Here is a 24,156-nt window from a genome sequence, read left to right as displayed (position 1 = left end):
TTGCCTACAAGTATATTTGGTCAAGTTACAACAGTCAGAAAATTTACCACTGGTGATATTGAAGTTGATTTTTACCATGAAAATGAGTTAACAACATATCGATATTCATCTGATCCAAGTCGACTGGGAAATTTTCCTAAAGAATTAATCGAAACCCTAGTCTCCACTTTAGATACTGATATCTGCATTGAGATTTTCTTTGGAGAAGATGGTAATCCAACTTATGTTGAATTAGAAGAATGTGATGATGAAGAAGATGACTTAGAGGAAGATGAAGAATTTGATGATGAATCAGATTCTGAGGAATAATTTTTAAATTAAAAATATCTATTCTACGTAGTGATGATGAGTTAAATTATCATAAAATCTAACTGATTTCAAATTTACAAATTCTAACATACCATATCTTGATAATTCCCTTCCAAATCCACTATGCTTAATTCCTCCAAATGGAATTCTTGGATCTGAAATTACAACATTATTGACACTCACAATCCCTGATTCTATTCGTCTTGACATCTTATCTGCTTTAGCAAGATCTTTTGTCCAAATACTTGCACCAAGACCAAATTCACTCTCATTTGCTAGTTTGACTGCCTCACTTTCATTCTCAACAATTGTAATTGGAGCTACTGGACCAAAAGTTTCTTCTTTTGCAATTCTCATATCTGATTTAATATTTCTAAGAATTGTTGGTTTGTAAAAGAATCCTTTTCCATCAATTTTAGATCCTCCCAAAAGAATTTCAGCATCTTTTTCTTTTGCATCTTCAACTATTCCAGAAATTGTTTCCAAACCGTCTTTACTTGATAATGGCCCAACATCTGTTTCAATTGACATGGGATCTCCTACTTTGAGCTGAGATGCTTTTTTAATAAATAATTCAATAAATTCATCTGCAATATTTTTTCCAACAAAAAATCTTTTTGATGCAACACAACTTTGACCACAATTGATGAATCTACCTTTTACAGCACCTTCAGCAGCCTTTTCAATAATTGCATCATCTAATACAATGAAAGGATCACTCCCTCCTAATTCTAATACACATTTTTTCAAATTCTTTGCAGCTCTTTCACCTACTTTTGCTCCGGCATTAGTACTTCCAGTAAAAGTTACAGCATTAACATCTGAATCTATAAGATGATTTGCAGATTCGACACTTCCAACAACTGTTTGAAATATTCCATCAGGCATTCCAGATTCAGTAAATGCTTTTTCAATTTCAATACCTGATTGCATTGTGACTCTAGATGGTTTCATCACAATCACATTTCCTGCCATTAAACATGGAGCTGCAAATCTTAATGCTTGCCAATATGGAAAATTCCATGGCATAATGGAGCCTATTACACCAAGTGGTTCAAAAGTTAGAAAACTCTTTCTTGCATCCGTGTTTAATACTTCATCAGAAAGAAAACTATCTCCATGATCTGCATAAAATTCTAAAGCCCATGCACATTTTTCTATCTCTCCAATTGATTCTTTGAGTGGTTTTCCCATTTCAGATGTAGCTACGGTTGCAAGTTTTGTTTTATTCTTCTTTAGATATTCTACTAAATTGTAAATGTAACTTCTACGTTTTTCATAATCTTTTTTCCATTCTGGATATGCTCTTTTTGCTTTTCCCACTAAATCAAATACTTGATTTTTGTCCATTGCTGAGAATGTTTTAATTTCTTCTCCTGTTGATGGATTTACTGTAGCTATTTGACTCAAGGATATTCCGACGATTTTCTCCTATTTATTCTAGTAACCTGGTTTTCAATTTTTTTATTTAATATAATTTCAAAAATTTTCAAAAAGTTTGTTGCATGTCTTTTTTGATCTCATCAATTTTCTTTTGATATGCTTTTTTAGACTTATCATTCTTTTTTAGATTTAATACATTCTGACATGATGGACATTTGAACATTCCATCAAGTGCATTTTCAAATGTCACTCTAGGACAATCTTCGTTTCCACAGTGATAGAAATCTGAAGCATTTTCATAATCTAATCTTTGTTGTAACCTTTCATCAATTTTCTTCTTTTGATTTTCAATAAAATGCTCTACTTCTTCTCTTCTGGTTCTCCATCTATAGACAAACCATCCTTTTCGTTCATCTTTGACTCTAATTCCAGTAATTAGTGATTTTCCAAATAGGTCATACAATACTTTTCTTACCATGTTAATTCTAAGACCTGTAGAACTTGCTATTTCTTCATCTGTAGCATCTTCGGCCTTTAGAAGAGATCTTGCTACTTTGAGATATTCATCTCCTCCAATCATTGAAGCAATTCTTACAAAAGGATCTTCGTATTTGTCTACCAACTCTAATCACTCCTGATTTTCTACTATTAATCCCTTGTTTCCTTTACCTGCACATTTTTCCCATTTTTGGTAGGAATGATCTTTCTTTTTGCATTGGGAAACTCTTTTTCAAATTGTTTTCCATTTTGGATACGATCTAAAAGAATTGCCAAAGCACTAATTTCTGAATGAGGTTGACTTCCAACTCCGACATTATAATCTGCTAATTCATAAATTTCTCTTGGAACTTTTTCAGCACCTACAACAATTAACAAATTTTCTTCATTTCTAATTTTTTCTTGTGCATTATTGATATTTTCACCATACATTGAAAGATGGACAATTTTGAATCCTTCCTCTTTTTTCTTTTTTACAACTGGTTTCCATTTTTCAATATACTCTATCTCAAAATTACCTCCCCAAGTATTGTTAATTTTCCCAATGGTGTCTTTGATCTCAGGATTTATCTCTGTCATGTAAATTCGCTCTGCACCAAATCCTCTAGAAACTAGTGCAACATGTGTTGTTACCCTGTCATCTCTTACTAGGCGTTGTCCAATTCTAACTACTTCAATTACCAAATGTTTTTTCAACTCCTTCCCATGCGTTAGTTTTTGGTTTATGGAAACTCTGACTTTCAATAATTTCTTTGATCAATCCTTTTAATTCTGTAATATTTTTTCCAGTTTTTGCAGAAACTGAAACCAATTTTTTATTTTCAGATAAATTAAGAAATTCTACTTTCCTTTGAATTTCTTCATTTTTTAATAAATCTGATTTGTTTAAAGCATACACTACTTTGTCTTGTTCTACTCCTAATTCACTTAAAGTTCTCATACAACTAGAAAATTTCTTTTTTAATTCAGCAATTGAATCATTAATGTCAATTACTAAAACAATCACATCTGTATGTATTAATTCCTCTAATGTTGATTTGAATGCATCAATCATGTAGGCTGGTAATTTACTGATAAAACCAACTGTGTCTGCAATTAGAAATGGTTCTTGATCTATCATTAGTCTACGTGTAGTTGTAGTTAGAGTGGTAAACAATTCTTTGCTTTGAGTTCTTGTTTCACCAGTTGTCTTGTTAAACAATGTAGTCTTTCCTGCAGAAGTATATCCTGCAAGTGATATGGTTTTGAATCCCATTCTCTTTCTTCCTTGTCTATGAAGCTCTCTTTGTTTTCCAGCTTTTTCTAGCTTAGATCTTATTGTTTGCATTCTATGTTTGATATCGTTATAATACACATCGACTTCAAATTTTCCTATTCCCATGAATCCTGGTTGTTCGCCCAAGTTTGCAAGTCTAACTTTCTCTTTAGCTCTTGCCATTTCATATCTCAACTGTGCTAGTTTCACTTGTAATTTTGATTCCGCACTAGATGCTCTACTTTCAAAAATTTCAAGAATTAACGCTTCTCTATCTAATACTTCTCTATGTAGTACCGTTGCAAGATTGTAATTTTGACTTGGTTTTAGAATTTCGTCATAAATGATTACATTTGGTCTTAATTTATCCGCAATCTCTTCTAACTGTTCTAGTACTCCTCCACTAATCCCATATTTTGGCTTCTGCAGAAAATTTTGCGTGATTATGTGAACTACTTCATATCCTGCAGCATCACATAGTCCTTTGGCCTCATTAATGGCATCTTCTTGATCATATGTGATTAAAATTGCAGAATTCATTCTAATTCATTTTTCTAATTGAATCTAAGATAATTGTATTGGACATTATTTAGAAATTAATCTGATTTTTTTAGTGTTTTTTCTATATTCATATTCAAAACTATTTCTGCTATGTCACTAGCATATTCAGCAACTCTTCGAATATTCTCAGTCATTCTTCTAACCCTATAGATTTCTTCATCATCTTTTAGCGATTTTGATGCATCTCTAACTTTTTTCTCATATTTTGATATTTCATCGATTTTTGTAATTGTCTTTTCAGCCTGGTTGTAATCTTCTTTGAATAATGCAAGACATGAATCATCTAAAACAGATAAACAAAATTCATTCATTTCCTGTAATTTTTGTAGAATCTCTTTTTTTACTGGTTTTTTAAATTCAATCAGATCTTTGGCAATAAATGCTGCATGGTCACCTGTTCTTTCTATGTTTTTTACAACTAGTCTGTATCCTAAACAATTTCTAGCATTTCTAAAACCCATCTCTTTTAGCATGTGTTCATTTTGAATTGCAATTTTTAATTGTCGAATTATATAAAATCCAAATCTATCCACTTCATCATCTGTATTGATTACTTCTTGGGCTAATTCCAAATTATTTTCTTTAACTGCCAAAATTGCATCACTTGACATTGATTTTGCCAAGTGAATCATTCGCTTGAAAGCTCCATCTACAGATAATTCTAATAAATTGACAAGTACCTGAACCGTGATCCCACCACTTGAATCCGCAATTATTTCTGAACCCATTAGCATTCGTTTTACAGCTTCTTTCACTGTGTTTCTTTGATGAGCATTTAATCTCCCATTTTTTGGTTTTACGTTAATTGTTTTGAATCCTAAAAAGTACAATGAAATTAATTTTCTAACAATAGAAGATGCTTCTTCTTCTCCCTCAATTTCAATAACTGCATCTTCTTTTTTCTGAGTTCTTGATTCAAATTTTGGTGGATACAACTCTAATGTTGATGAACCTTTTCTGACCATTCTAATTTGATCTCCTTGCTTTAGACCTAATTCCATAATCCATTGTTTTGGCAATGAAACTATGTATGATGATTTTCCAGTAAACTGAATTTTCCTAGTTTCTCCACCATCTTCCATAATCTAAAGAGAAAATTGCATTCTATATAGTTTAAGCCTAATGATATAGACTTGCATTGAACTAATATTTAGAATAGATTCTACTATGAGCATGGATCATATCCTGAAACTCCAACAAACCCTAGATGCATTGTTTGGTAATGGAACATCAAAATCTTTACCAAAAGATGCTGAAATGACATTTTCACGAAAAACTGGTAGAATAAGAACAGTTTCACACAAGGGAAAATTATTATGCACTTTACGTATTGATGGCAGTTTGGCCATTAGCACCCATTTTGCTCAGACATTACTGAAGAATAAAAAATTCAAAGAAAACTGTGTTGAAATAAATGCAGATGCAGCCCCTTTTGTAGAACAAGGTAGATCAGTATTTTGTAAGCATGTAGTATCATGTGGGAAAAATGTACGGATTGCAGCAGATACTCCAGTTTTGTTTAAAAATCAAGTAATAGCTGTTGGAAGAGCAATACTATCTTCAGAAATGATATCTGATTTTGACAGAGGAGTAGCCATCAAAGTCAGAGATAGTTTAAAAAGTCGTAATGAGGAAATAAAATCATGATGCGAGGAGGAGGAAACCGCGAAATGCGAAGGATGATGGATAAGATGGGTCTTGATATGAACGAATTATCCAATGTCCAAGAGGTGATAATTAAAACTGATAAAAAAGAAATCATTATTGCAAAACCTTCAGTTACTGAAATGAAGGCAAAAGATAATTCAATTTTTACAGTAACTGCAGATAGTTATGAAGAACGAGAATTAGAAGTGCCAATTTTCTCAGAAGAAGATATCCAGTTAGTTAGTCAACAAGCAGGTGTTGATGAGGAAAAGGCGAAAAATGCTTTAGAAGAGGCAGAAGGCGATCTTGCAAGAGCTATTTTGCTCTTAACTACAGGATAGTACTCAAAATCTCTTGTTTTTGTGCCTAAAAATGAATGATTTAAGTAATGGAATTGTTAGATTTGAAGTATAATGAGCAGTATGGCTGAATCCAAGGTAACTGGAATTATAAAATCTTTGAATGCCTTAGAGGATGATCTTGATTCTCTAACTAGTAAAGTTGGAGACATGAAAAAACAACTTTCTGTAAAGGCTATTAATGAAATTGATAATTTATTAGAAAAAACTAGAGAAATGGCTACTAAAGAGGCTGAAGTAATTATCAATGCATCAAAAGAAAAAGCAAGTGCTGAATCTACAAAAATTGCTCAAGAAGGAGATGCAAAATTGTCTGAAATTAAATCTACTATTGATACTAATTTTGATGAAGCAGTCAAACATGTAGTGTCAACAGTTTTGAAGGCATAAACCTAAATCTCATATTTCATTTCATAAATTATAGATCCCTTACAGAATTCTCGTATTGGACTTGCAACTACTTATGCTAAACCGTACTATAGATTTTCAACTTATCTGAAGAATCTTAATCTGTCTTTTGATTCTATTCTTCCTGAAGAAATCCCTGATTTTGAAGGCAATTTTGTATTTACTACAAGGAAAGAATCCCCTAAAAAATGTAAGAAAATTTTACTTCATGAAGACATCCTAGAACATCATCCTACTGTAATTAGAGGAATGATGATGCAAAAACTAAATCTTGGGTATGAAGAAGAAGACCTAATTCTTGGAATTGATCCTGGTCAAAGAATGGGGTTGTCCATTTTTTATTATGGTGTAGAAATTGAGAGCTCAGTTCATACTTCGATTGAAGAATTAGTTTTTCATATCATTGGAATTCTGGGTGGTCTGAGAGCAAAAAGAAAAATCCTAAAAATTGGAGATGGAAATATGAATATTGCAAAACAAATTGTAACAATGTTGAATCTAAAATTTTGTTCATCATTTGATTTAGAATTTGTAGATGAAAGAAGAACTAGTTTGAAAATTAAAAATTTTAATCAACGAGGAAAACGAGATATGCTTTCTGCAAAATATATTTCTCAAAGGGATGGATATCGATATTCAATTCTTCCATTGTCCATAACTGGTTAGAAAATTAAAAATTCCTCTGAAAATATCTGAAAAAATGTAATTTTTTAAAATTAACCCTTTATTTCATGACTTGATGATGATGAAAGTATGAGAATATCATAAATTTTTATTAGTTTTTTGAAAAAAAACGAAATTTTTTGTTAAACGTCTATATTGTAATGTGCTATTTTTTCAAATAATATGATTTTAAAATCAGCTATACATATTTATTGTTGATTTCGTGTTTTTATTTGAAAATACTAATTTTGATCGGTATAAAATATAAAATATTTTCAATGTTTAATGTTATTTTGTATGAATTTTATCGATCCATGCTTATATAGCTATGAATTCTATACAATAATACCAAGATGACTTGTAAAGGAATTTGTGTTAGATATAAGGCTCAAAAGCCTGTTGGCACTGGAAGATATGCTTCTGGACAACGTCGATGCCAGATTTGTGAAATATTCATCAAATGGGAAGGACTTTGGTGTCCATGTTGTGGATATAGATTAAGAACAAAACCACGTAATTTGAAATACAAAGCAAAATTGCGAGCTAGAGTTGAGGCTGATTCTATGGAAGCTGCAGCAGCTACTGAAATTGAATCAGAAGTTCAAGAAGTAACTGTTAAAGCAAAATCTAAATCAAAAGCTAAAACTGCTAAATCAAAAACAACAAAATCTAAAACTAAAGAGAAAACTCCGTGCAAACACTGTGAAAAACTCTTCGTTTATCCTGATAAACATGAGAAGAATTGCAAGAAGAACCCTGAAGTTATAGAGTCCCAGAAGAGTGAATCAATAGCAATAAAAGCATAAGACTCGTTCGTAGCTTGTTGACCTCTCCAAATGGATTTTTCCAGAAAATGGTAAATTTGGAGAGTCGAAGTTTTTCTTTACAAATTCAAAAATTTGAAAATGGTTATTTTGTTTCAGTTTCTGAAGGTTCTAACAAATTAGGATCTATGGTTGTTTCATTAGCAACTGGACCAACTCCAATTACCACAACTATAATTCCATCTAGATCTGAAGCTCTTTTTCTGAAACTCATTGCTGAACGAATTAGTACTAGGATGAGAGGAATTGCTCTGGCATCTACTTTTATTCAAAAACCATTAGAGCCAGAAACAGCAAAAGCCTTAATGTCTGAGATTATGGATATGATTGAGAATGAGTGATTTAAGAAGTTACATTTCCCAAATAAAGAAAATTCATGAACTCAAAACTGTAAAAACTCCGGTATCCACGAAATTCGAAATAGCTGGAATCACAGCTAAGGTTGATGGTTCACATGCTGTAATGTTTGAAAAAATTAAGGAAAGTAATTTTAGATTAATTTCAAATTTAATTGGAACTAGAAAACGATTTGGAATTGCCGTAGGTGGAAATGAATCTAACATTCATGAAAAAGTAATTTTAGCAATCAAAAAAGCTAAAAAACCTAAAATTGTCTCTTCTGGGAAATTTATGGAAAACAAGTCAAAAAACATCCTTTCCATGCCTATTGTAACTCATTTTGAAAAAGAATCAGGTCCATTTATCACATCATCTGTAGCATATGCAAAAAATCCTGAAACTGGAAAACAAAATTCCTCTTTTCATAGAATGATGCCTATTGATGAAACCCATCTTTCAATTCGGATGGTGGAAGGTCGTCATACCCATAGATGCTTTGTTGATGCTAAAGAACATGGCGAGGATCTTAAAATTGCTATCACAGTCGGTGTTCACCCTGCAATTTCTATTGCAGGTGCATATCAAGCTGATTGGGGAAAAGATGAAATCGATATTGCAAATTCACTTTTGGGTGGAAAATTAACTTTAGCAAAATTACCCTTTTCTGGATTGAATGTTCCATCTGGTGCTGAAATTGTTATGGAAGGAAAAATCCTTCAAGACAAAACTCATCCTGAATGGATGGTTGAAATGCTACAGACATATGATCATAAAAGATCTCAACCAGTTTTTGAGATTGAAAATATGTTTTTTAGAAATAATCCTATTTTTCATGATGTTCTTTCCGGATATTCAGAACATAGGTTGTTGATGGGAATGCCTATTGAATCAAAATTAAATGGAGAATTGAAAAAATCTTTCTCACAAACTAAACAGGTCTCACTTTCTGATGGTGGATGTAATTGGTTACATGCAGTGGTACAAATTAAAAAGAAAAATGACTCTGATCCCCAAAAAATTATCAAGAAAACATTTGAATCCCATCGTTCTTTGAAACAAGTAACAGTAGTTGATGAAGATATTGATGTTAATAGTGCTGAATCTATAGAATATGCTATGGCAACCAGATTCCAAGCTGATAAGGATCTTGTAATTATCAAAAATGTCCGTGGTTCTAGTCTTGATCCTTCTAGCAATCAACAAAAATTACGAACTGCAAAAATGGGAATAGATGCAACTAGATCTCTATCTAAAAGGCCTGAAGGATTTGAATTAGCTAAAATTCCAAAAATTGACAAGATTAAACTTGAAAAATATTTCAAATAGACAAAATCAACTGATTAAATTAAATTGTCCTGATTGGGAACAAAAATTAGATTAAAAATGTCATCTGAAAACCATCCTAGAGAAAAAAGTCCTGCAGAGTCACATGCAGAAGTAATTGTTCGAATGTTCCCATCTGATGCAAATCCAGCCGGCAATGTATTTGGTGGTGAAATTCTAAAACATATCGATATGGTGGCAGGCATTGTTGCTCAACGTCATTCTCAATCTAACGCGGTAACTGTATCTATGGATAGTGTTAATTTTTTGAAACCTGTTTTTGTTGGAAATGTTCTAACATTAAATGCTAGAATCAACTATGTTCATAATTCATCAATGGAAATTGAAGTGAAGGCAGAAGCTGAAGATATAGTAACTGGAATTAGAACTGTTACTGGTACTGCATTTGTTACATTTGTGGCTCTTGACAAAAATGGAAGACCTACACATGTTCCAAAATTATCTCTCAAAACAGATGATGACAGAATCAAATTTGAAGAGGGTAAAATTCGAATGGATAACCGATTAAAAAATCGTCAAAAATAAAGCCACACTTTTCACATAGATCCATTTAAGAATAATGAATCATATCTTTAGTTAATGTCTGAACAAGGAAAAAATAATGAATGGGATTCATTATGGGGAGAATATACAAAATCTCTTGAAAATTGGAAATCTCTTTTTGAGCAAATTCAAAATGCAAGTAACGACATGCAATCTAAATTCAACAGTGTGTGGGACAAAGCAACTGTCGAATCTAGTGCAGAAACCATGAAATTATTTGGTGAGAATTGGCAAAAAGCTCTCAATGACGCAGGAATGAATTCATTCAAAGAATTTGGTGAGAATTGGCAAAAAGCTCTCAATGACACTAATACTGCTACCTTCAAACAATTTACTGAAAATTGGCAAAAGGCACTTAGTTCATCTGGATTAGAACAGATGAATGCATATGGTGAAATGATGAAAAAATTTGCTGAAACTTGGACTTCAATGTGGCCAAAATCACAATAAGTTTTTGAATTGAGAGAAAAATTTCTCTTTTTTTGTTCTTGTACTGCTATTGAAATAATGACTGCAATAGGAGTTACAGGTTATTTGTATTATCTAGGTGAGTACATTCTATCTTTAATTTCACTAGTTGTTTTTGGAAAATTAATAATTTTCCATTTTATTATGGAGTATTTTGATAGAAAAAATCGATACAATGTGGAAAGAATAAAAATATGATCAACTTACAATTTTTTGATGTCTATTACACAAAATGAATGCTTTGTAGAATTATCCAGCTTTGATGATTTAGCAAGATTGGCATGTGCTTTACAAGAATATCCTAAACGAGTCTATTCTCAAGAACTTGATGGCTCTAGAGTTGTTTCATCTAGTATCATTTTGGCAAACACCTTGCTAATTTTTTATGCTCCAATGCCTAAATTGGGACGATATGTTTCTTACCAGGTTAACTCTGGAAAAGAAATTTGTGATATTGTAGATTCCACAAAAACCAATTCCCATTATGCACCTATTGTTCATATGGATTCAGAGATTTCCTCATTACAAACAAAATCTGAAAAACTCTCAGATCAATTCCATCCCATTAAAGTAAAAGATTTAGGAAGTTTAGCTCGATTAACATATGATCCAGAATTCCCAGATGAACAAAATCTAACTCTTTATGCTGTACCTCACAAAAATTCTTGGATAATGGGATACATTACATCATTAGAAATGGATGAAGTATACTATAATTTCAATTATGTTGAGTTGGAATCAGAACCCACTAAACATTTTGTAAAATACCAAGGAAATCAGGGCCAAGATCCAGAATTTTCAGATAATTTTGATCACGGTTTTTCATATTTACCTATCATCAAAATTAAAACTGAACATTCCATTTTTGGATTAGATGATTGATATCTCATTGTTTTTTAGATAACTCGTAAATTTTATCTCTTGATTCTTCAACTAAGCGTTTCAATACTGGAATGTAAATTTCTGAAGCGTATGCAATTTCGATATCCTCCTTATTTCCAACCTCAACAAATGTTGATGCAGTAACTTGATTTTCTTCTATTTTAGGCTCATTTTTCTCTCTTCTTTTATGATTAATTATTTCTAAAAATACTGGTAACTGTCTTCTGATTTCAATTTCTAATTCTTCCTTTGAACGAATTTTTCCTTGATTAAGATTAACTTTGATTTGTTGATTAATGTCATCTTTGTATCTATCAGAAGCCCTAATCATAATTTTTATTTCAGGCAATTTTTCAAATTTTTTTCTAAAATCACAAATTTTTTTTATTGAATTAGGATATGGATTTTCATGTTCCTCTGTAAATTTTGATGAAAACCAAGTAGAAAATTTAATTGCATTTTCATCGTTTTTCTTTTTTGCTTTTTCGTTAAAACTTTGTTCTGAAATTTGTTGAGATACAAATAACCCGAAATCTGTATTTGCTTCTTCAAAAATCCTTGAAATTATATTATCTATCGAAAGAATAAATTGATTAAAAAAATGCTTTACATAAAATGGATCAGGATCATATTGTTTGATTTGTTTTAGATAAATTTCACACTTTTCTACTTCTTCTTCTATGTTCATTAGGATTAATCAGATTTTGAAGATGCATATTTTGATTGTGCTTTTAAACTGGTTGCTAATTCTTTAAAAATCTCATTGACACTTACATCTACTAAATTTATTGTTGCATTCTCTTTAACAATTTGTTTTTCAAATTTATCTTTAATTGCAAATGAAACTGAAGACCAATGTAATGTTCCTTTTAATTGTTCATCAACTGTTGAATTAGTTGTTGGAAAATTTGCTGGAGAGAAAACTACTCCGTTTGTCCATTGCATAGTTGGAATTCCTCCACCTGAGGAACGTGTACTAAATGCAATTTGTTTTACCCAATCTTCAAATTTGTATTCAATTACTTCATGAATAATCAATTTTTTCCATGGTTCAATAGAAATTTCCATTCAACTAATAATGAAATTGCACCAATTATAATCCTATTTGTGCCTATTTTGAGAAATTTTAATCAGATTTTGACCTTAAAATTCTATTTTTGGTAATCTTGTTTTGTTAAAATCATCGCTTAATTAGTAGATGCAAATTATTATTTTTTATAATGAAGAAATGGGCTGACTACTTAATTTCTGAAGTTAGCTATGATCCTGAACATTTGATCTTAGTAGCTACAAGACATCAAGATACTGAAAAAGGAATTACTCAAGGTAAACCAGTTGATCGTTTAACAATTGCATCTGATATTAAGAATGGATTATTTTACATTACAATCTACCGTGGAAACAATTCATGGAAAAAAGGACACAAACTTGAAACTTTTTCAATTGGAGGAAGTCCTTATATTCGAATAGATGCTAACAAAGCAAAATTAGATTATTTGGGAGATTTACCAGAATCTAAATTTGAAGAATCTATAACAATTCAAGAATTAGAATCACAACCTGAACCAATTACCGAATCAGAACCACCTTCCAGTCCTAGAGGTTCATTACCAAAAGAATCCGCAGAAGAACTACCTCAAGAGTTAGATCTTGCACCTGAACCAATTACCGAATCAGAACCACCTTCCAGTCCTAGAGGTTCATTACCAAAAGAATCCGCAGAAGAACTACCTCAAGAGTTAGATCTTGCACCTGAACCAATTACCGAATCAGAGGAAGAGGAAGCTACCCCTGAACAATTAACCCGATTAGAACAATTAGAAAAACAAATTCAAGAATTAGAATCACAACCTGAACCAATTACCGAATCAGAACCACCTTCCAGTCCTAGAGGTTCATTACCAAAAGAATCCGCAGAAGAACTACCTCAAGAGTTAGATCTTGCACCTGAACCAATTACCGAATCAGAGGAAGAGGAAGCTACCCCTGAACAATTAACTCAAGTTAATGAATTGCAACAACAAATTGATGATTTAGAGAGTGCTTTATCCAAACAAAAATTCCTTGAACCAATTACCGAATCAGAGGAAGAGGAAGCTACCCCTGAACAATTAACTCAAGTTAATGAATTGCAACAACAAATTGATGATTTAGAGAGTGCTTTATCCAAACAAAAATTCCTTGAACCAGAGGAAGCTACCCCTGAACAAATTTCCAAAGTAAAGGAATTAGAAAGAGAAATTCAAAAACTTGAGGCTGTTGACATTGAACATGAAATCATTCAAACTCTACGAAAACAAAACAAAAAACTTGATGATATTGAAAATAAACTTTATTCTTCCGAAATAAATGAAAATAAAATCCCTGATCCAATTTCACAAGAAGCGTATTGTGTTAGATGTAAAACTAAAAGAATCATAAAAAATCCAGAAGAAACTAAAATGAAAAATGGAAGACCTGCAATCAAAGGATTTTGTTCAGTATGTGATTGTAGAGTTTTTAGAATAGGTAAAATGAAAAAATAAATTTTAGGTTTGTAAACTATTCACATTTGACCTGATTGCCATGCCTGGTTGAATTTTTTGATGGCTTCTTGATATGCTATAATTGAATCATCTCCAGAAGTTTTTAGGAATTTCTCCCATTGAACATTGAATTTTTTTATTGATTCAATATTTGTCTCTTTAAAGATATTTTCCATCATCTTTGTTTGTTGTTTAATATATTCTGGTCCAATTTCTTGCCATGTATCTTCCCAACTGTTACTAACTTTTTTCAACATTTCAGCATCTGATTCTAACGCTTTTTGACACGCATCATGATATGTCATCAAAGTCTCATTTGTAGCCTTTTGCCATTGTGCAAGAGACTCTTTCCATCCATTCAAAGCAGAATTGTAATCTTTCCATGCTTTTTCAAATTCTGGTTTCTTTGATGAAGTTTTAACTTGTTTTTTTGGTTTTGAAGCAGTTTTTTTCACTGTTTTCTTTGAAGTACTTTTTTTCTTGGCTGCCATATTGTAATTTAAAAATAGTAGGTGTTAAATCTTTCAACATTTTCATTTTTTGATATTCTTTTTGCTTGAATTAATAATCAGATGCTTTTGAAAATCTTGGAAAATGCTCTATGTCTTTATTTTTGAATAATTTAAAGTGCCCATCACATAGATTTCTAGTCTCTCTGAAACTAATTTTTACCGTTTGAATAGCTTTTTCTTTACATTCTGAAATACTACATTGCAATACAAAAAATATCATTTATTTCCTAATAAAACTTTGAAATTATGTAATTACCAATGCTAACTTTTTATGATTCCTATATGTCAAAAAATTATGAATGATGATGAGAAAGGAAAAAGGTTTTTGAAATTAATTGACGATCAAAATAATATTCAATGGGGGATTGTTGCAAAATTAACAGCTCTAATTTCATCTGAATGGAATTCTGAAGAACTAAAAAATGAACTTAAAACTTTAGTTGATGATCATTCTGAAATTACAAAAGAGCTTAACAGCTTAGATGATAAAGGCAGTATGTTATAACGCAGAATCAACCATTAGTGCAATAAATAGTACTGCCAAATATGGACTAGAAAATTTAAACAATGTCCATGCAGCTTTTTCCATAGGTTTAATCATTACCCATACAGATAATCCGAGCATTAATGCCCCTGATGCAACTGCTGTCCAAAGATATACTGCATCTACCATTTCTTCACCATCTTGAGTTGTGATAAAGAAAGGGGCTATTGAAAATACTACCATTACAACTGTAGATAATGCAATGGCTCTAGCAGAAGTTTTTTCTGATTGAACTGCAGTTAACATTGGAACATTGACTTTGTTATAATCTTCTTTGAAATGCAGTGTTAATGCCCAAATGTGCATTGGAATCCAAATGAATACCAATCCTGCCATTGCTAAACCCATAGTCCATAAATCTGACATACTGACTGCTACCCATCCAATCATTGGTGGTGAACCACCACATAATCCACCTAAAATTATGTTAGTTCTTGAATTTCGTTTTAACACATATGAGTAAATTAGAATATTGTTAACTAATCCAAATGCAATGAATGCAGTTGCCCATGCACCTTGTTCTAATGTAGTAGTAAATGAAATTCCAAATGCTAAAATCAAAGATATTCCTGCTAATGCTAATCCAAAATTCCTTGCTTTTACCGCAGGATAGATTCTTTTTGATGGTAAAGGTCTCTCTTTTGTTCGCTCCATTATTGCGTCGATATCCCTGTCATGATAATTTGTCAAAGTATTTGCAGCAGCAGATCCAGCTGCAACTGAAAATAACATCAAAAGCCATGTTGCTGGAGAAATTTCAATATCGTAAATATTCGATGCAGTTAACGCAGCACCAAATGCAGTAAAAACTAGTAAATACCAAATTTTTGGCTTTGTTAATTCATAATATACTGCTACTCTTGATTGTGATTTTTGCTTTTGCAATATTAGTCACTATCCTTTGATGGCATATATGGCATTGCTTTCATTCGTGATTTCATTTCAATAAATGATTCAGAAGATTGAATTCCTTCAATTCTGCCAATTCGTTCGGAGACCATTTTATGCATCTGATCTAATGATTTAGAATACATTGTTACTAGAATGTCAAATCTACCTGTAACCTCTGCAACCTCTCTTACTCCATCAATCTTGAATAATTCTTCAATAATGTGATCTCGTTTTTTTGTATCCATATTAATTCCAGTTAATGCCTTGACGTTATAGCCAAGTTCTGCGTCATTGACAACAATTGTAAATCTCTCAATTAGTTTTCTTTTCACTAATCTTTTGATTCTTGAATATACTACAGAGGAATTAACATTGATTTTTTTTGATAAACGAGGAACAGAAATTGAGGCATCATTGGATAATTCTGATAAAATTTGTAAATCTAGGTCATCAACTTTTGCCGTCTAAAACACCTGAGTCGTTCTAGATTTCTGGATCTTATAAAGTTATTATTGAAAAAATTGCAAAAAAATCTCTAAATCTTGCCTTTTTTGTATAACATCTCTGCTAACAATACTGCTCCTTTTGCTGAACCCATTTTTTTATTGTGTGAGAACAACATGTATTTCAAACCATTATCAAACAATTCCTCTTTCTCAACTCTTCCAATTGTTGTAGTCATTCCATCACCAACAGTTCTTTCCATTCTTGGTTGAGGTCTAGTTGGATCTTCATGAAATGCATAATATTTTTCTGGAGCTGATGGTAATCCTGCTACTGAAATGTCTTTGTTACATTGATCATAGGTTTCTTTAGCCTTTGATGGATCAATTTCTTCAGTAGTCTCAACAAAAACTGATTCAGTATGTCCATCAATTACTGGAACTCTAGTACAAGTACAACTGATTCTAATATCTGCATCTTCAATTTTTCCATCTACTAGTTTACCTAGAATTTTTCTTGTTTCTAATCTTACTTTTCCTTCCTCTTTTGGAATGTATGGAAGAATATTATCTGTAATTCCCATTGCTGAAACTCCGGATTTACCACCTCCTGAGATTGCTTGCATAGAAGTCATCATGACTTTTTTTGCTCCATATTTTTCAAGTAATGGTTTTAGTGTAATTGCTAAACCTGTTGTGGTACAATTTGGTAATGGTGCTACAAAACCTTTCCAATTTCTGTTTTTCTTTTGAGTTTCAAGTAATTCTGTTTGTTCGTCATTAATACCTGGAATTAGAATTGGTACATCATCTTCATATCTATAGGCTGAACTAGTTGAAATTACTGGCAAATCTGCTGCCATCTTGGTTTCTATGTCTCTAGCAGCTACTGATTCAACTGCTGAAAACACCAAGTCTAATTGAGAAACATCTAATTCGTCAATTTTTTTAACTGTCATTTTTTTGATATATTCTGGAATTTCACCACCTACATCCCATGCTACTATTCCACTTGCATCTTTTATTGCATCAAGATAGTTTTTTCCTGCTGAACGTTCAGATGCAGCAATTTGAGTCACTTCAAACCATGGATGGTTATTTAATGACTGTACAAATTCTTGACCTACTGAACCTGTAACTCCGATAATTGCTACTCTTTTCTTGCCCATAACTCAATCATGATCGCCTTCAATTAATAATCGTTTTCTGGATTACCACAACATACTAAATCGGCAAATTCTATTTGGAACTGTGAAAATACGAACAAAATCCTCCATCACTAGACATATTCCGGTAATCCATGGTGGAAAAAATACTATTCAGAGCACTGATTCTAACATCATTGATTTTAGCTCAAATATTTCACCAATAGGAACTCCAACATCAGTAAAAAAAATTCTTAAAAAAAATATTGAAAATATCAAAAATTACCCTGATTATAGTTCATCATCAGTTATTTTGAGCCTAAAAAAATACACACAATTAGAAAAATCAAACATTTTAGTTGGAAATGGTGCAATTGAAATAATCTATAATTTTTGTTTTGCATTTTTATCTAAAAAAACGAAGATTTTGATTCCGATTCCAACTTTTCAAGAATATGAAACAGCAGCTAAACTAAACAACTCTCAAATCTTATATTTTAAAACAATGAATCTGTCAGAGAACCTTGATCAATTCATTTCAATGATTCCAAAAAATGGATGTATTTTTATTTGTAACCCAAATAATCCTACAGGAAAACTATTAGAAAAAAATCAATTACTTCAAATTATTAAAAAAGCAAAAAAACTTTCTACAATTGTATTTGTTGATGAATGTTTTATTGAAATGGTTCCAGAATCAAATGAATCTGTAATTTCATATGTTAAAAAATATGACAATCTTTTTGTTTTACGTTCACTGACTAAATCTTTTGCGTTACCCGGAATAAGAATTGGATATGCTGTATCCTCAAAATATATGATAGAAATATTACAAAAAATTAAAATTCCATGGAGCGTAAATTCTTTAGCTCAAGATGCAGCTAACATTGCCCTTAAAGATAAATCACATCTTACAAAATCTAATTTAATAATTAAAAAAGAATTAAATTATTTGACAAATAAAATCAGTAAATTAAATGGTTTTGATTGTAACAAGTCATCTACAAACTTTATTCTAATTAAAACCAAAAACAATTCAACAAATTTACAAAAAAAATTACTTGGACAGAAAATTTTAGTCCGTGATTGTAAAAATTTTAGAGGTTTAAACAATCATTATATTCGCATTGCTGTTAAATCCCATAAAGATAATCTAAAACTAATAAAAGCTCTGGAGAAGATTAGATGAAATCTTTAATGATTCAGGGGACATCGTCTGGTGCAGGTAAAACAACAATAGTGGCTGCACTATGTAGAATTTTTTCTGATAAAGGATATCGTGTAGCACCATTCAAGTCTCAAAATATGTCTAATTTTGCATATGTCACGCCTAAATTTGAGATATCTCGTGCTCAAGCTATTCAGGCTATGGGCTCAAGATGTGAAATTACTCCTGATCTTAATCCAATTTTACTAAAACCTGTCGGTAATTACAATAGTGTTATCTATCTTAATGGTAAACGATACAAGAAAATGCATGCAAAAGATTACTATGAAAAATTTGTTAATCATGAAGGAATTAAAATTGCAACAAAATCTCTAAAAACATTACAAAAAAATAATGATTTAGTAATTCTAGAAGGTGCTGGTTCTCCTGCAGAAATCAATTTACAAAAATATGATATTGCAAATATGAAAATTGCTCAAAAGGCAAATGCTTCAGTATTATTAGTTTCAGATATTGACAAAGGTGGATCTTTTGCTAGCCTTGTCGGAACAATGGCTCTAATTGAAAAAAAATATCAAAAACTTGTAAAAGGCTTTGTATTTAATAAATTCAGAGGAGATTTAGAAGTTTTAAAACCTGGATTTCAAAAACTCAAAAATATTACAAAAATTCCTGTTATGGGAACTATTCCATTAATGAATTTGGATTTACCAGAAGAAGATTCTCTTCATGCAAATCCCAAAGAAATTCAATGGACTAAGAAAAACCTTTCAAAAATTGATGATGAATTAAATGAATTGGCAAAAACTGTGAAATCCAACATTGACATAAACTCTATTGAGAGATTGTTACAATGATTATAGAGTCTTTACTTGTAGTGGGGTTTGCAATTTTGTTAGATTTTAAATTTGGAGATCCTAAAAATAAATATCACCCAACCGCTTGGATTGGTTCTTTAATTGCTAAATTAACGCCTCTTGTAAAAAATGATCATCCCATTATAGAAAAATTTGGTGGTATGTGTGTTGTAGGAATTACTTCTGGAATAGTTATCTTGTTACTTTTTGGATTGGATATTGGAATCTCTTTACTTACTGTTGATTTTATTTCATTAATTGTTTCAGTAATTATTGGTGGTGTTTTACTAAAAACTACCATTGCTATTCGTGGAATGGAAAAACATGCAATTTCTGTTTTGGAATCTATTGATGAACAAAACCTTGATGTGGCCAGAACTCATCTCTCGATGATTGTTAAGAGAAATACCAAAAATTTAGACAAAAATCACATTCTTTCAAGCGTGCTTGAAAGTATCAGTGAAAATACTGTCGACGGGATAACTGGTCCATTATTCTATTATGCTTTATTGGGATTGCCTGGCGCATTTGTCTATCGTGTAGTAAATACAGCGGATTCGATGATTGGCTACAAAACAGATATCTTCAAAAACATTGGTTGGTTTGCAGCATCTTGTGATAGCGTTTTAAATTATATCCCATCTCGACTTACTGGATTAATCATGATCATCTCAGCTGCAATTTTACAAAAAAATTGGAGAGAATCTTATAAAATAATGATCAGAGATGGTAAGAATACAGAAAGTCCTAATGCAGGATATCCAATGGCTGCTTTAGCTGGAGCACTTGAAACAAAATTTGAAAAAATTAATCATTACAAATTAGGTGATGGTGAAATAATTCTAACAAAAGATCACGTGCATTCTGCAATATCCATTATGAAACTTACTTCTGTCCTGTTTTTTGGAATTGTAACTATTCCAATAATTACTATTTTATCAATAATTGGATGGTGGATTCATGCTTAAAGAAATTGGATCTGTTTTTTCATTTTTAACAATTTTCCCTTCATCTAATGCTACTTTAGATAATATTGCAAAATACATGTTTGTTTTTCCGATAGTTGGAATTGTAATCGGTTTATTGATTGGTTCTTTAGGATTTGGATTATCTTTCATCTTAGAACCCTTGTTAGTTAGCTTATTGGTTGTTGCATCTATTGCAATTGTAACTGGCATACATCATGCAGATGGTTTGGCTGATTTTGCAGATGGTCTCATGGTAAAGGGCACTAAAGAAAAAAAACTTCAGGCTATGAAAGATCTTTCTACTGGGTCTGCAGGAATTGTTGCAATTGTATTGTATTTTGTTGGACTAATTATTACTATTTCACTTACTAGTGGGTTTGATTTGTTTAAAGCAATTTTGATTAGTGAAATTTTAGCAAAATTTTCGATGGTATTGATGGCCAGTTTAGGCAAATCTGCCTCACTAGGCTCGAATTCCCCCTTTGTTGTATTCATGAAAGACAAGAAAAAACTTTCAGCTGCATTTCTCATCATGATAATTCCTGTGATAGTAATTGGTGAAACCACAGGACTGATAATGCTAGGAGTAACTATTATTCTTACATTATTTTTATTGGCTATATCTACTCGTAGTTTTGGTGGAATCACTGGTGATGTACTTGGTGCAACAAATGAATTTACGCGATTGGCTTCTTTGATGGTGTTTGTTTCAATATGATTGGTCTTGTAATGGCAGGTGGTAAAGGTACTAGAATGAAATTAGATGGAGAAAAATTATTACTTCAATACAAAAAACCTGTAATTCTTCATGTAATTGATTCATTACAGAATTCAAATTCTTTTTCAAAAATTTTAGCTGTAACAAGTTCTAATTCTCCTAAAACAAAAAAATTACTCCAAGAAAATAATGTTGAAACCTTTGATACTTCTGGACTTGGTTATGTGGAAGATCTTAATTCTGCATTAAAAATTATTGATGATGCAGTCTTAGTTACTTCTGGAGATTTACCGCTTTTAGATATGGAAATTATCCAAAACATTATCAGTCATTTTGATCCTAAAAATATTTGGACTAGTATTCTTGTTACTAACAAATTTTTAACTTCACTTGGTATGGAATCTACATACACTGTTGATTTTGATAACCAAAAATGTCATTATACTGGAATTTCTTTGATTAATTCAAAAAAGATTTCATCATTAAATAATTTAAAAGAAAATTATATTATAATTGATGATAAGAGAATTGCTTTTAATCTAAATTCTAAAGAAGATTTTAACTTACTCAGCACTACCTGAGATTTTACCATTTATCAGGGCTTTTGATCCTGTTGGCTCTGAAATAGTATTGCCACAAGAATTACATGCAATTTGTGTTGATGCATGTGAATAAACTACTTGCAATTCACCACATTCATTACAATTGACTTTTTGAAACTTACTTGAAGGTTTTGGAATTTCGACGTGATCTTTCTTCATGCTGCTACCAACTCAAACTTCTTAATTCTAACGCCTTTTTTATTGTATTTCTTTTTACAAACTGTACATGTCATAAGAGGAGTAACTTTCTTTGTAACTTTGGCTGGTTTTGCTAATTTTGGGAATTTCTGTCCACCATATCCCTGTTTACGCTCTGCGTGTCTACGTTCACCTCTTGCAGAACCACGTCTTTTTCCAGCCTTGTAAATGGAGACCTTTTGTTCAGTATGTGTTTTACATTTGGCACAATACTTTCGGATCACCTTAGGGATGTTCATATCAACAAAACCTCTCCATCCGTAATTTAAGCATTGAATCTATAATAGGCGCAAAATCCAATAAAGAAACGTGACTTCGAGCCTAGCTAATTCGATCTCTAATCTAAACTCCGTAGCGATGGGTGATAAGAAGGCCGATCTCATTTTAAAAAATTGCAATTTGTTATCTGTCTATACTAGAGAAATTATTCCAAAAATTCAGATTGCTATTGTAAATGATAGAATTGCATATGTTGGTCCTGATGCATCACATACAGTTGGTCCCAAGACTATTACAATTGATGTAAAAGGGAAATATGCAAGTCCTGGATTTGCAGATCCTCATTTGCATATTGATCAATTTGTATTACCATCTGAATTTGCAAAAAAGGCTTTACTTTGTGGCGTTACATCTCTGTTTTCTGATCCAATTGATATTGTTAGCGTTGCCGGTAATCGAGGTTTTAATGAATTTCTTAAACTTGGTGAAAATCTCCCCCTCCGAATCTTTCAAGTAGTTCCAGGCGGTTTACCTGTAGATGGAAAATTCAGTAATAGTAAATCCTTAACTTTACAACAAGAAAAATCTGCAGTTAAACATCCTCATGTTCTTGGAATGGGAGAAGTTTTTTCATGGACTAAAGTTACTTTACGTGAACCAAAAACTATGAAATCGCTTTCAGCAATGTTGGAATGTGATTGTATAATTAATGGACATACTGCTGGGGCAAGTGAAAAAAAACTTAACGCATATGTTTCATCTGGAGTGTTGTCTTGTCACGAACCAATTAATTTTGATCAAGTTTTAGAAAGATTACGTTTAGGAATGTGGATAATGATTAGAGAAGGTTCCATTAGACGTGATTTGAAAGAAATCATTCCACGTGTTTTGTCCCATGGAACATATCTTAATCGTTTGATGTTTTGTTCAGATGGGCTTGATCCCCTTGATATTTCAAAATTTGGACATATTGATCATTGTATACGTGAATCAATTAAACTTGGTCTAAAACCAATTGATGCAATTACAATGGCATCAAAGAATAATTTTGATTATTATAATATGGGTAAAGATCTTGGTGGAATCGCACCTGGAAAATTAGCAGATATTCTAATTTTTGATGACTTGAAATCATTCAAACCAAACAAAGTATTCGTCGGAGGAAAACTTGTAGTATCTAATGGGCAAATTGTAACTCCTATCAAAAAGAAAATAATTTCTCCTTGGATTAAAAAAACTGTAAAATTAAAAAATTTCTCAAAAAATGATTTTCTAATAAAATCCAAAAAGAAAGATGTAATTGCAAATACTATCTATATGCAAACTGAAATAATTACAAAATTGGGTTCGACTGAACTCCATTCAAAGGATGGCAATGTAGCTGCTTCCTTAGATTCTGATATATGGAAAGTTGCAGCATTTGATAGAATTCATGGAACGAATAGACATTCAATTGGATTTCTTGAAAATTTTGGAGCAGATATAGGAGCTTTTGCTTCAACATGGAGTTTTCATGAAAATGACATGATTGTAATAGGTTCAAATGATTCTGATATGGCAATAGCATCCAACCATCTAATCAAAAATCAAGGAGGACTTGTGGCAGTTAAATCTGGAAAAGTTCTTGCTTCGCTTCCATTACAGCTTGGAGGAATTATTTCAACTGATTCTTTTGAAAAAGTCTCATCTAATTTTGAAAAAATTAATACTACAATTGTAGATGCTGGTTCAAAATTTTCTCGACCTCATTTAATTCCTTTATTCTTGCCTTTTCTTGCTTTACCCTCAGTAAGAATACTTTCTGGGGGAATTGTTGATGTGAAAAAACGTAGCTACATTTCACCGATCAAGTAAGTAATGTTAAAAAGGGGGATTTAGTGGAT

33 protein-coding genes are annotated in these 24,156 nt (G+C 31.7%); 19 read left to right on the top strand and 14 right to left on the bottom strand.

Annotation, left to right across the window (positions count from 1 at the left end; genetic code table 11):
- Nucleotides 1-309 carry a hypothetical protein gene (locus C5F47_RS08705; RefSeq protein ID WP_179360677.1) on the top strand — a complete coding sequence of 103 codons (309 nt, stop codon included), beginning with the start codon at nucleotides 1-3 and terminating at the stop codon, nucleotides 307-309.
- Nucleotides 310-327: 18 nt separating this feature from the next.
- On the opposite strand, the gene C5F47_RS08700 is transcribed toward C5F47_RS08705, so the two are convergent.
- From C5F47_RS08700 to C5F47_RS08680, 5 genes are all read right to left on the bottom strand, one after another.
- Complete coding sequence (locus tag C5F47_RS08700) at nucleotides 328-1,719, bottom strand: NAD-dependent succinate-semialdehyde dehydrogenase (protein WP_179360676.1); 1,392 nt, start codon at nucleotides 1,717-1,719, stop codon at nucleotides 328-330.
- A 79-nt stretch (nucleotides 1,720-1,798) separates the two neighbouring features.
- Entirely contained in the window at nucleotides 1,799-2,314 is a 516-nt protein-coding gene (locus C5F47_RS08695; protein WP_179360675.1) for a transcription factor, read from the bottom strand.
- 26 nt (nucleotides 2,315-2,340) lie between these two features.
- Nucleotides 2,341-2,874, bottom strand: a complete 534-nt coding sequence (locus C5F47_RS08690; RefSeq protein ID WP_179360674.1) for a tRNA (cytidine(56)-2'-O)-methyltransferase — start codon at nucleotides 2,872-2,874, stop codon at nucleotides 2,341-2,343.
- Nucleotides 2,864-3,985, bottom strand: a complete 1,122-nt coding sequence (gene hflX, locus C5F47_RS08685) for a GTPase HflX (protein WP_179360673.1) — start codon at nucleotides 3,983-3,985, stop codon at nucleotides 2,864-2,866. Before hflX ends, C5F47_RS08690 begins: the two co-directional genes overlap by 11 nt.
- A gap of 56 nt (nucleotides 3,986-4,041) precedes the next feature.
- Complete coding sequence (locus C5F47_RS08680) at nucleotides 4,042-5,088, bottom strand: phosphate uptake regulator PhoU (protein WP_179360672.1); 1,047 nt, start codon at nucleotides 5,086-5,088, stop codon at nucleotides 4,042-4,044.
- A 91-nt stretch (nucleotides 5,089-5,179) separates the two neighbouring features.
- Between C5F47_RS08680 and C5F47_RS08675 the strand changes: the two genes are divergently transcribed.
- From C5F47_RS08675 to C5F47_RS08630, 10 genes are all read left to right on the top strand, one after another.
- Nucleotides 5,180-5,653, top strand: coding sequence for a PUA domain-containing protein (locus C5F47_RS08675; RefSeq protein ID WP_179360671.1), 474 nt, complete (start codon nucleotides 5,180-5,182; stop codon nucleotides 5,651-5,653).
- On the top strand, nucleotides 5,653-5,994 hold the full coding sequence (locus tag C5F47_RS08670; RefSeq protein ID WP_425489574.1) for a nascent polypeptide-associated complex protein: 342 nt from the start codon (nucleotides 5,653-5,655) through the stop codon (nucleotides 5,992-5,994). Before C5F47_RS08675 ends, C5F47_RS08670 begins: the two co-directional genes overlap by 1 nt.
- 81 nt (nucleotides 5,995-6,075) lie before the next feature.
- Entirely contained in the window at nucleotides 6,076-6,402 is a 327-nt protein-coding gene (locus tag C5F47_RS08665; RefSeq protein ID WP_179360669.1) for a hypothetical protein, read from the top strand.
- Between the two features lie 273 nt (nucleotides 6,403-6,675).
- Nucleotides 6,676-7,086, top strand: a complete 411-nt coding sequence (locus C5F47_RS08660; RefSeq protein WP_246271091.1) for a hypothetical protein — start codon at nucleotides 6,676-6,678, stop codon at nucleotides 7,084-7,086.
- A gap of 350 nt (nucleotides 7,087-7,436) precedes the next feature.
- Nucleotides 7,437-7,889 carry a hypothetical protein gene (locus C5F47_RS08655; RefSeq protein WP_179360668.1) on the top strand — a complete coding sequence of 151 codons (453 nt, stop codon included), beginning with the start codon at nucleotides 7,437-7,439 and terminating at the stop codon, nucleotides 7,887-7,889.
- 17 nt (nucleotides 7,890-7,906) lie between these two features.
- On the top strand, nucleotides 7,907-8,248 hold the full coding sequence (locus tag C5F47_RS08650; protein ID WP_179360667.1) for a proteasome assembly chaperone 4: 342 nt from the start codon (nucleotides 7,907-7,909) through the stop codon (nucleotides 8,246-8,248).
- Nucleotides 8,241-9,572 (top strand): UbiD family decarboxylase, encoded by a 1,332-nt coding sequence (locus C5F47_RS08645; protein ID WP_179360666.1) that lies wholly within the window; start codon nucleotides 8,241-8,243, stop codon nucleotides 9,570-9,572. The genes C5F47_RS08650 and C5F47_RS08645 overlap by 8 nt, the downstream gene beginning before the upstream one ends.
- Before the next feature lie 57 nt (nucleotides 9,573-9,629).
- Nucleotides 9,630-10,115, top strand: a complete 486-nt coding sequence (locus tag C5F47_RS08640) for an acyl-CoA thioesterase (protein WP_179360665.1) — start codon at nucleotides 9,630-9,632, stop codon at nucleotides 10,113-10,115.
- A gap of 54 nt (nucleotides 10,116-10,169) precedes the next feature.
- On the top strand, nucleotides 10,170-10,583 hold the full coding sequence (locus C5F47_RS08635; protein ID WP_179360664.1) for a hypothetical protein: 414 nt from the start codon (nucleotides 10,170-10,172) through the stop codon (nucleotides 10,581-10,583).
- 234 nt (nucleotides 10,584-10,817) lie between these two features.
- Complete coding sequence (locus C5F47_RS08630; RefSeq protein WP_179360663.1) at nucleotides 10,818-11,483, top strand: hypothetical protein; 666 nt, start codon at nucleotides 10,818-10,820, stop codon at nucleotides 11,481-11,483.
- 4 nt (nucleotides 11,484-11,487) lie between these two features.
- Here C5F47_RS08630 and C5F47_RS08625 read toward each other — a convergent pair whose 3' ends face one another.
- Nucleotides 11,488-12,171, bottom strand: coding sequence for a hypothetical protein (locus tag C5F47_RS08625; protein WP_179360662.1), 684 nt, complete (start codon nucleotides 12,169-12,171; stop codon nucleotides 11,488-11,490).
- 5 nt (nucleotides 12,172-12,176) lie between these two features.
- Nucleotides 12,177-12,551 carry a hypothetical protein gene (locus C5F47_RS08620; RefSeq protein ID WP_179360661.1) on the bottom strand — a complete coding sequence of 125 codons (375 nt, stop codon included), beginning with the start codon at nucleotides 12,549-12,551 and terminating at the stop codon, nucleotides 12,177-12,179.
- Nucleotides 12,552-12,703: 152 nt separating this feature from the next.
- On the opposite strand from C5F47_RS08620, the gene C5F47_RS08615 reads away from it, so the two are divergent.
- Complete coding sequence (locus C5F47_RS08615; RefSeq protein WP_179359959.1) at nucleotides 12,704-14,008, top strand: DUF5679 domain-containing protein; 1,305 nt, start codon at nucleotides 12,704-12,706, stop codon at nucleotides 14,006-14,008.
- A 20-nt stretch (nucleotides 14,009-14,028) separates the two neighbouring features.
- On the opposite strand, the gene C5F47_RS08610 is transcribed toward C5F47_RS08615, so the two are convergent.
- A complete protein-coding gene (locus C5F47_RS08610) occupies nucleotides 14,029-14,499 on the bottom strand; it encodes a hypothetical protein (RefSeq protein WP_179360660.1) in 471 nt (156 codons plus the stop codon).
- A 70-nt stretch (nucleotides 14,500-14,569) separates the two neighbouring features.
- Nucleotides 14,570-14,725 carry a hypothetical protein gene (locus C5F47_RS08605; protein WP_179360659.1) on the bottom strand — a complete coding sequence of 52 codons (156 nt, stop codon included), beginning with the start codon at nucleotides 14,723-14,725 and terminating at the stop codon, nucleotides 14,570-14,572.
- Nucleotides 14,726-14,815: 90 nt separating this feature from the next.
- On the opposite strand from C5F47_RS08605, the gene C5F47_RS08600 reads away from it, so the two are divergent.
- Nucleotides 14,816-15,025 (top strand): hypothetical protein, encoded by a 210-nt coding sequence (locus C5F47_RS08600; protein WP_179360658.1) that lies wholly within the window; start codon nucleotides 14,816-14,818, stop codon nucleotides 15,023-15,025.
- On the opposite strand, the gene cyoE is transcribed toward C5F47_RS08600, so the two are convergent.
- From cyoE to asd, 3 genes are all read right to left on the bottom strand, one after another.
- Nucleotides 15,020-15,949, bottom strand: a complete 930-nt coding sequence (cyoE, locus tag C5F47_RS08595; RefSeq protein WP_179360657.1) for a heme o synthase — start codon at nucleotides 15,947-15,949, stop codon at nucleotides 15,020-15,022. The two genes, C5F47_RS08600 and cyoE, sit on opposite strands and share 6 nt — an antisense overlap.
- Before the next feature lie 2 nt (nucleotides 15,950-15,951).
- On the bottom strand, nucleotides 15,952-16,287 hold the full coding sequence (locus C5F47_RS08590; protein WP_425489565.1) for an Lrp/AsnC family transcriptional regulator: 336 nt from the start codon (nucleotides 16,285-16,287) through the stop codon (nucleotides 15,952-15,954).
- Nucleotides 16,288-16,490: 203 nt separating this feature from the next.
- Complete coding sequence (asd, locus tag C5F47_RS08585) at nucleotides 16,491-17,567, bottom strand: aspartate-semialdehyde dehydrogenase (protein ID WP_179360656.1); 1,077 nt, start codon at nucleotides 17,565-17,567, stop codon at nucleotides 16,491-16,493.
- A gap of 82 nt (nucleotides 17,568-17,649) precedes the next feature.
- Here asd and cobD point away from each other — a divergent pair, with 82 nt between their 5' ends.
- From cobD to C5F47_RS08560, 5 genes are read left to right on the top strand one after another with little or no spacing between them, the layout of a single operon-like run.
- Nucleotides 17,650-18,732 (top strand): threonine-phosphate decarboxylase CobD, encoded by a 1,083-nt coding sequence (gene cobD / locus C5F47_RS08580; RefSeq protein WP_179360655.1) that lies wholly within the window; start codon nucleotides 17,650-17,652, stop codon nucleotides 18,730-18,732.
- Entirely contained in the window at nucleotides 18,729-19,568 is an 840-nt protein-coding gene (locus C5F47_RS08575; RefSeq protein ID WP_179360654.1) for a cobyric acid synthase, read from the top strand. The genes cobD and C5F47_RS08575 overlap by 4 nt, the downstream gene beginning before the upstream one ends.
- A complete protein-coding gene (locus C5F47_RS08570; RefSeq protein ID WP_179360653.1) occupies nucleotides 19,565-20,536 on the top strand; it encodes a cobalamin biosynthesis protein in 972 nt (323 codons plus the stop codon). Before C5F47_RS08575 ends, C5F47_RS08570 begins: the two co-directional genes overlap by 4 nt.
- Entirely contained in the window at nucleotides 20,529-21,254 is a 726-nt protein-coding gene (gene cobS / locus C5F47_RS08565; protein ID WP_179360652.1) for an adenosylcobinamide-GDP ribazoletransferase, read from the top strand. Before C5F47_RS08570 ends, cobS begins: the two co-directional genes overlap by 8 nt.
- A complete protein-coding gene (locus C5F47_RS08560) occupies nucleotides 21,251-21,835 on the top strand; it encodes an NTP transferase domain-containing protein (RefSeq protein ID WP_179360651.1) in 585 nt (194 codons plus the stop codon). Before cobS ends, C5F47_RS08560 begins: the two co-directional genes overlap by 4 nt.
- Here the strand turns inward: C5F47_RS08560 and C5F47_RS08555 are convergent.
- Both C5F47_RS08555 and C5F47_RS08550 read right to left on the bottom strand, forming a co-directional pair.
- The gene (locus C5F47_RS08555) at nucleotides 21,818-22,015 is read right to left on the bottom strand and encodes a 30S ribosomal protein S27e (protein ID WP_179360650.1); all 198 of its coding nucleotides are present in this window, start codon (nucleotides 22,013-22,015) and stop codon (nucleotides 21,818-21,820) included. The two genes, C5F47_RS08560 and C5F47_RS08555, sit on opposite strands and share 18 nt — an antisense overlap.
- Complete coding sequence (locus C5F47_RS08550) at nucleotides 22,012-22,293, bottom strand: 50S ribosomal protein L44e (protein WP_014964306.1); 282 nt, start codon at nucleotides 22,291-22,293, stop codon at nucleotides 22,012-22,014. Before C5F47_RS08550 ends, C5F47_RS08555 begins: the two co-directional genes overlap by 4 nt.
- 118 nt (nucleotides 22,294-22,411) lie before the next feature.
- Between C5F47_RS08550 and C5F47_RS08545 the strand changes: the two genes are divergently transcribed.
- Nucleotides 22,412-24,127 (top strand): adenine deaminase, encoded by a 1,716-nt coding sequence (locus C5F47_RS08545; RefSeq protein WP_179360649.1) that lies wholly within the window; start codon nucleotides 22,412-22,414, stop codon nucleotides 24,125-24,127.
- The last annotated feature ends 29 nt before the right edge of the window (nucleotides 24,128-24,156 follow it).

The sequence above is a fragment of the Nitrosopumilus cobalaminigenes genome (assembly GCF_013407145.1).
Lineage (GTDB): Archaea > Thermoproteota > Nitrososphaeria > Nitrososphaerales > Nitrosopumilaceae > Nitrosopumilus > Nitrosopumilus cobalaminigenes.
The sequence above is the reverse complement of the archived record's forward strand: the minus strand, read 5'-3'. Positions and strand labels throughout refer to the sequence as shown.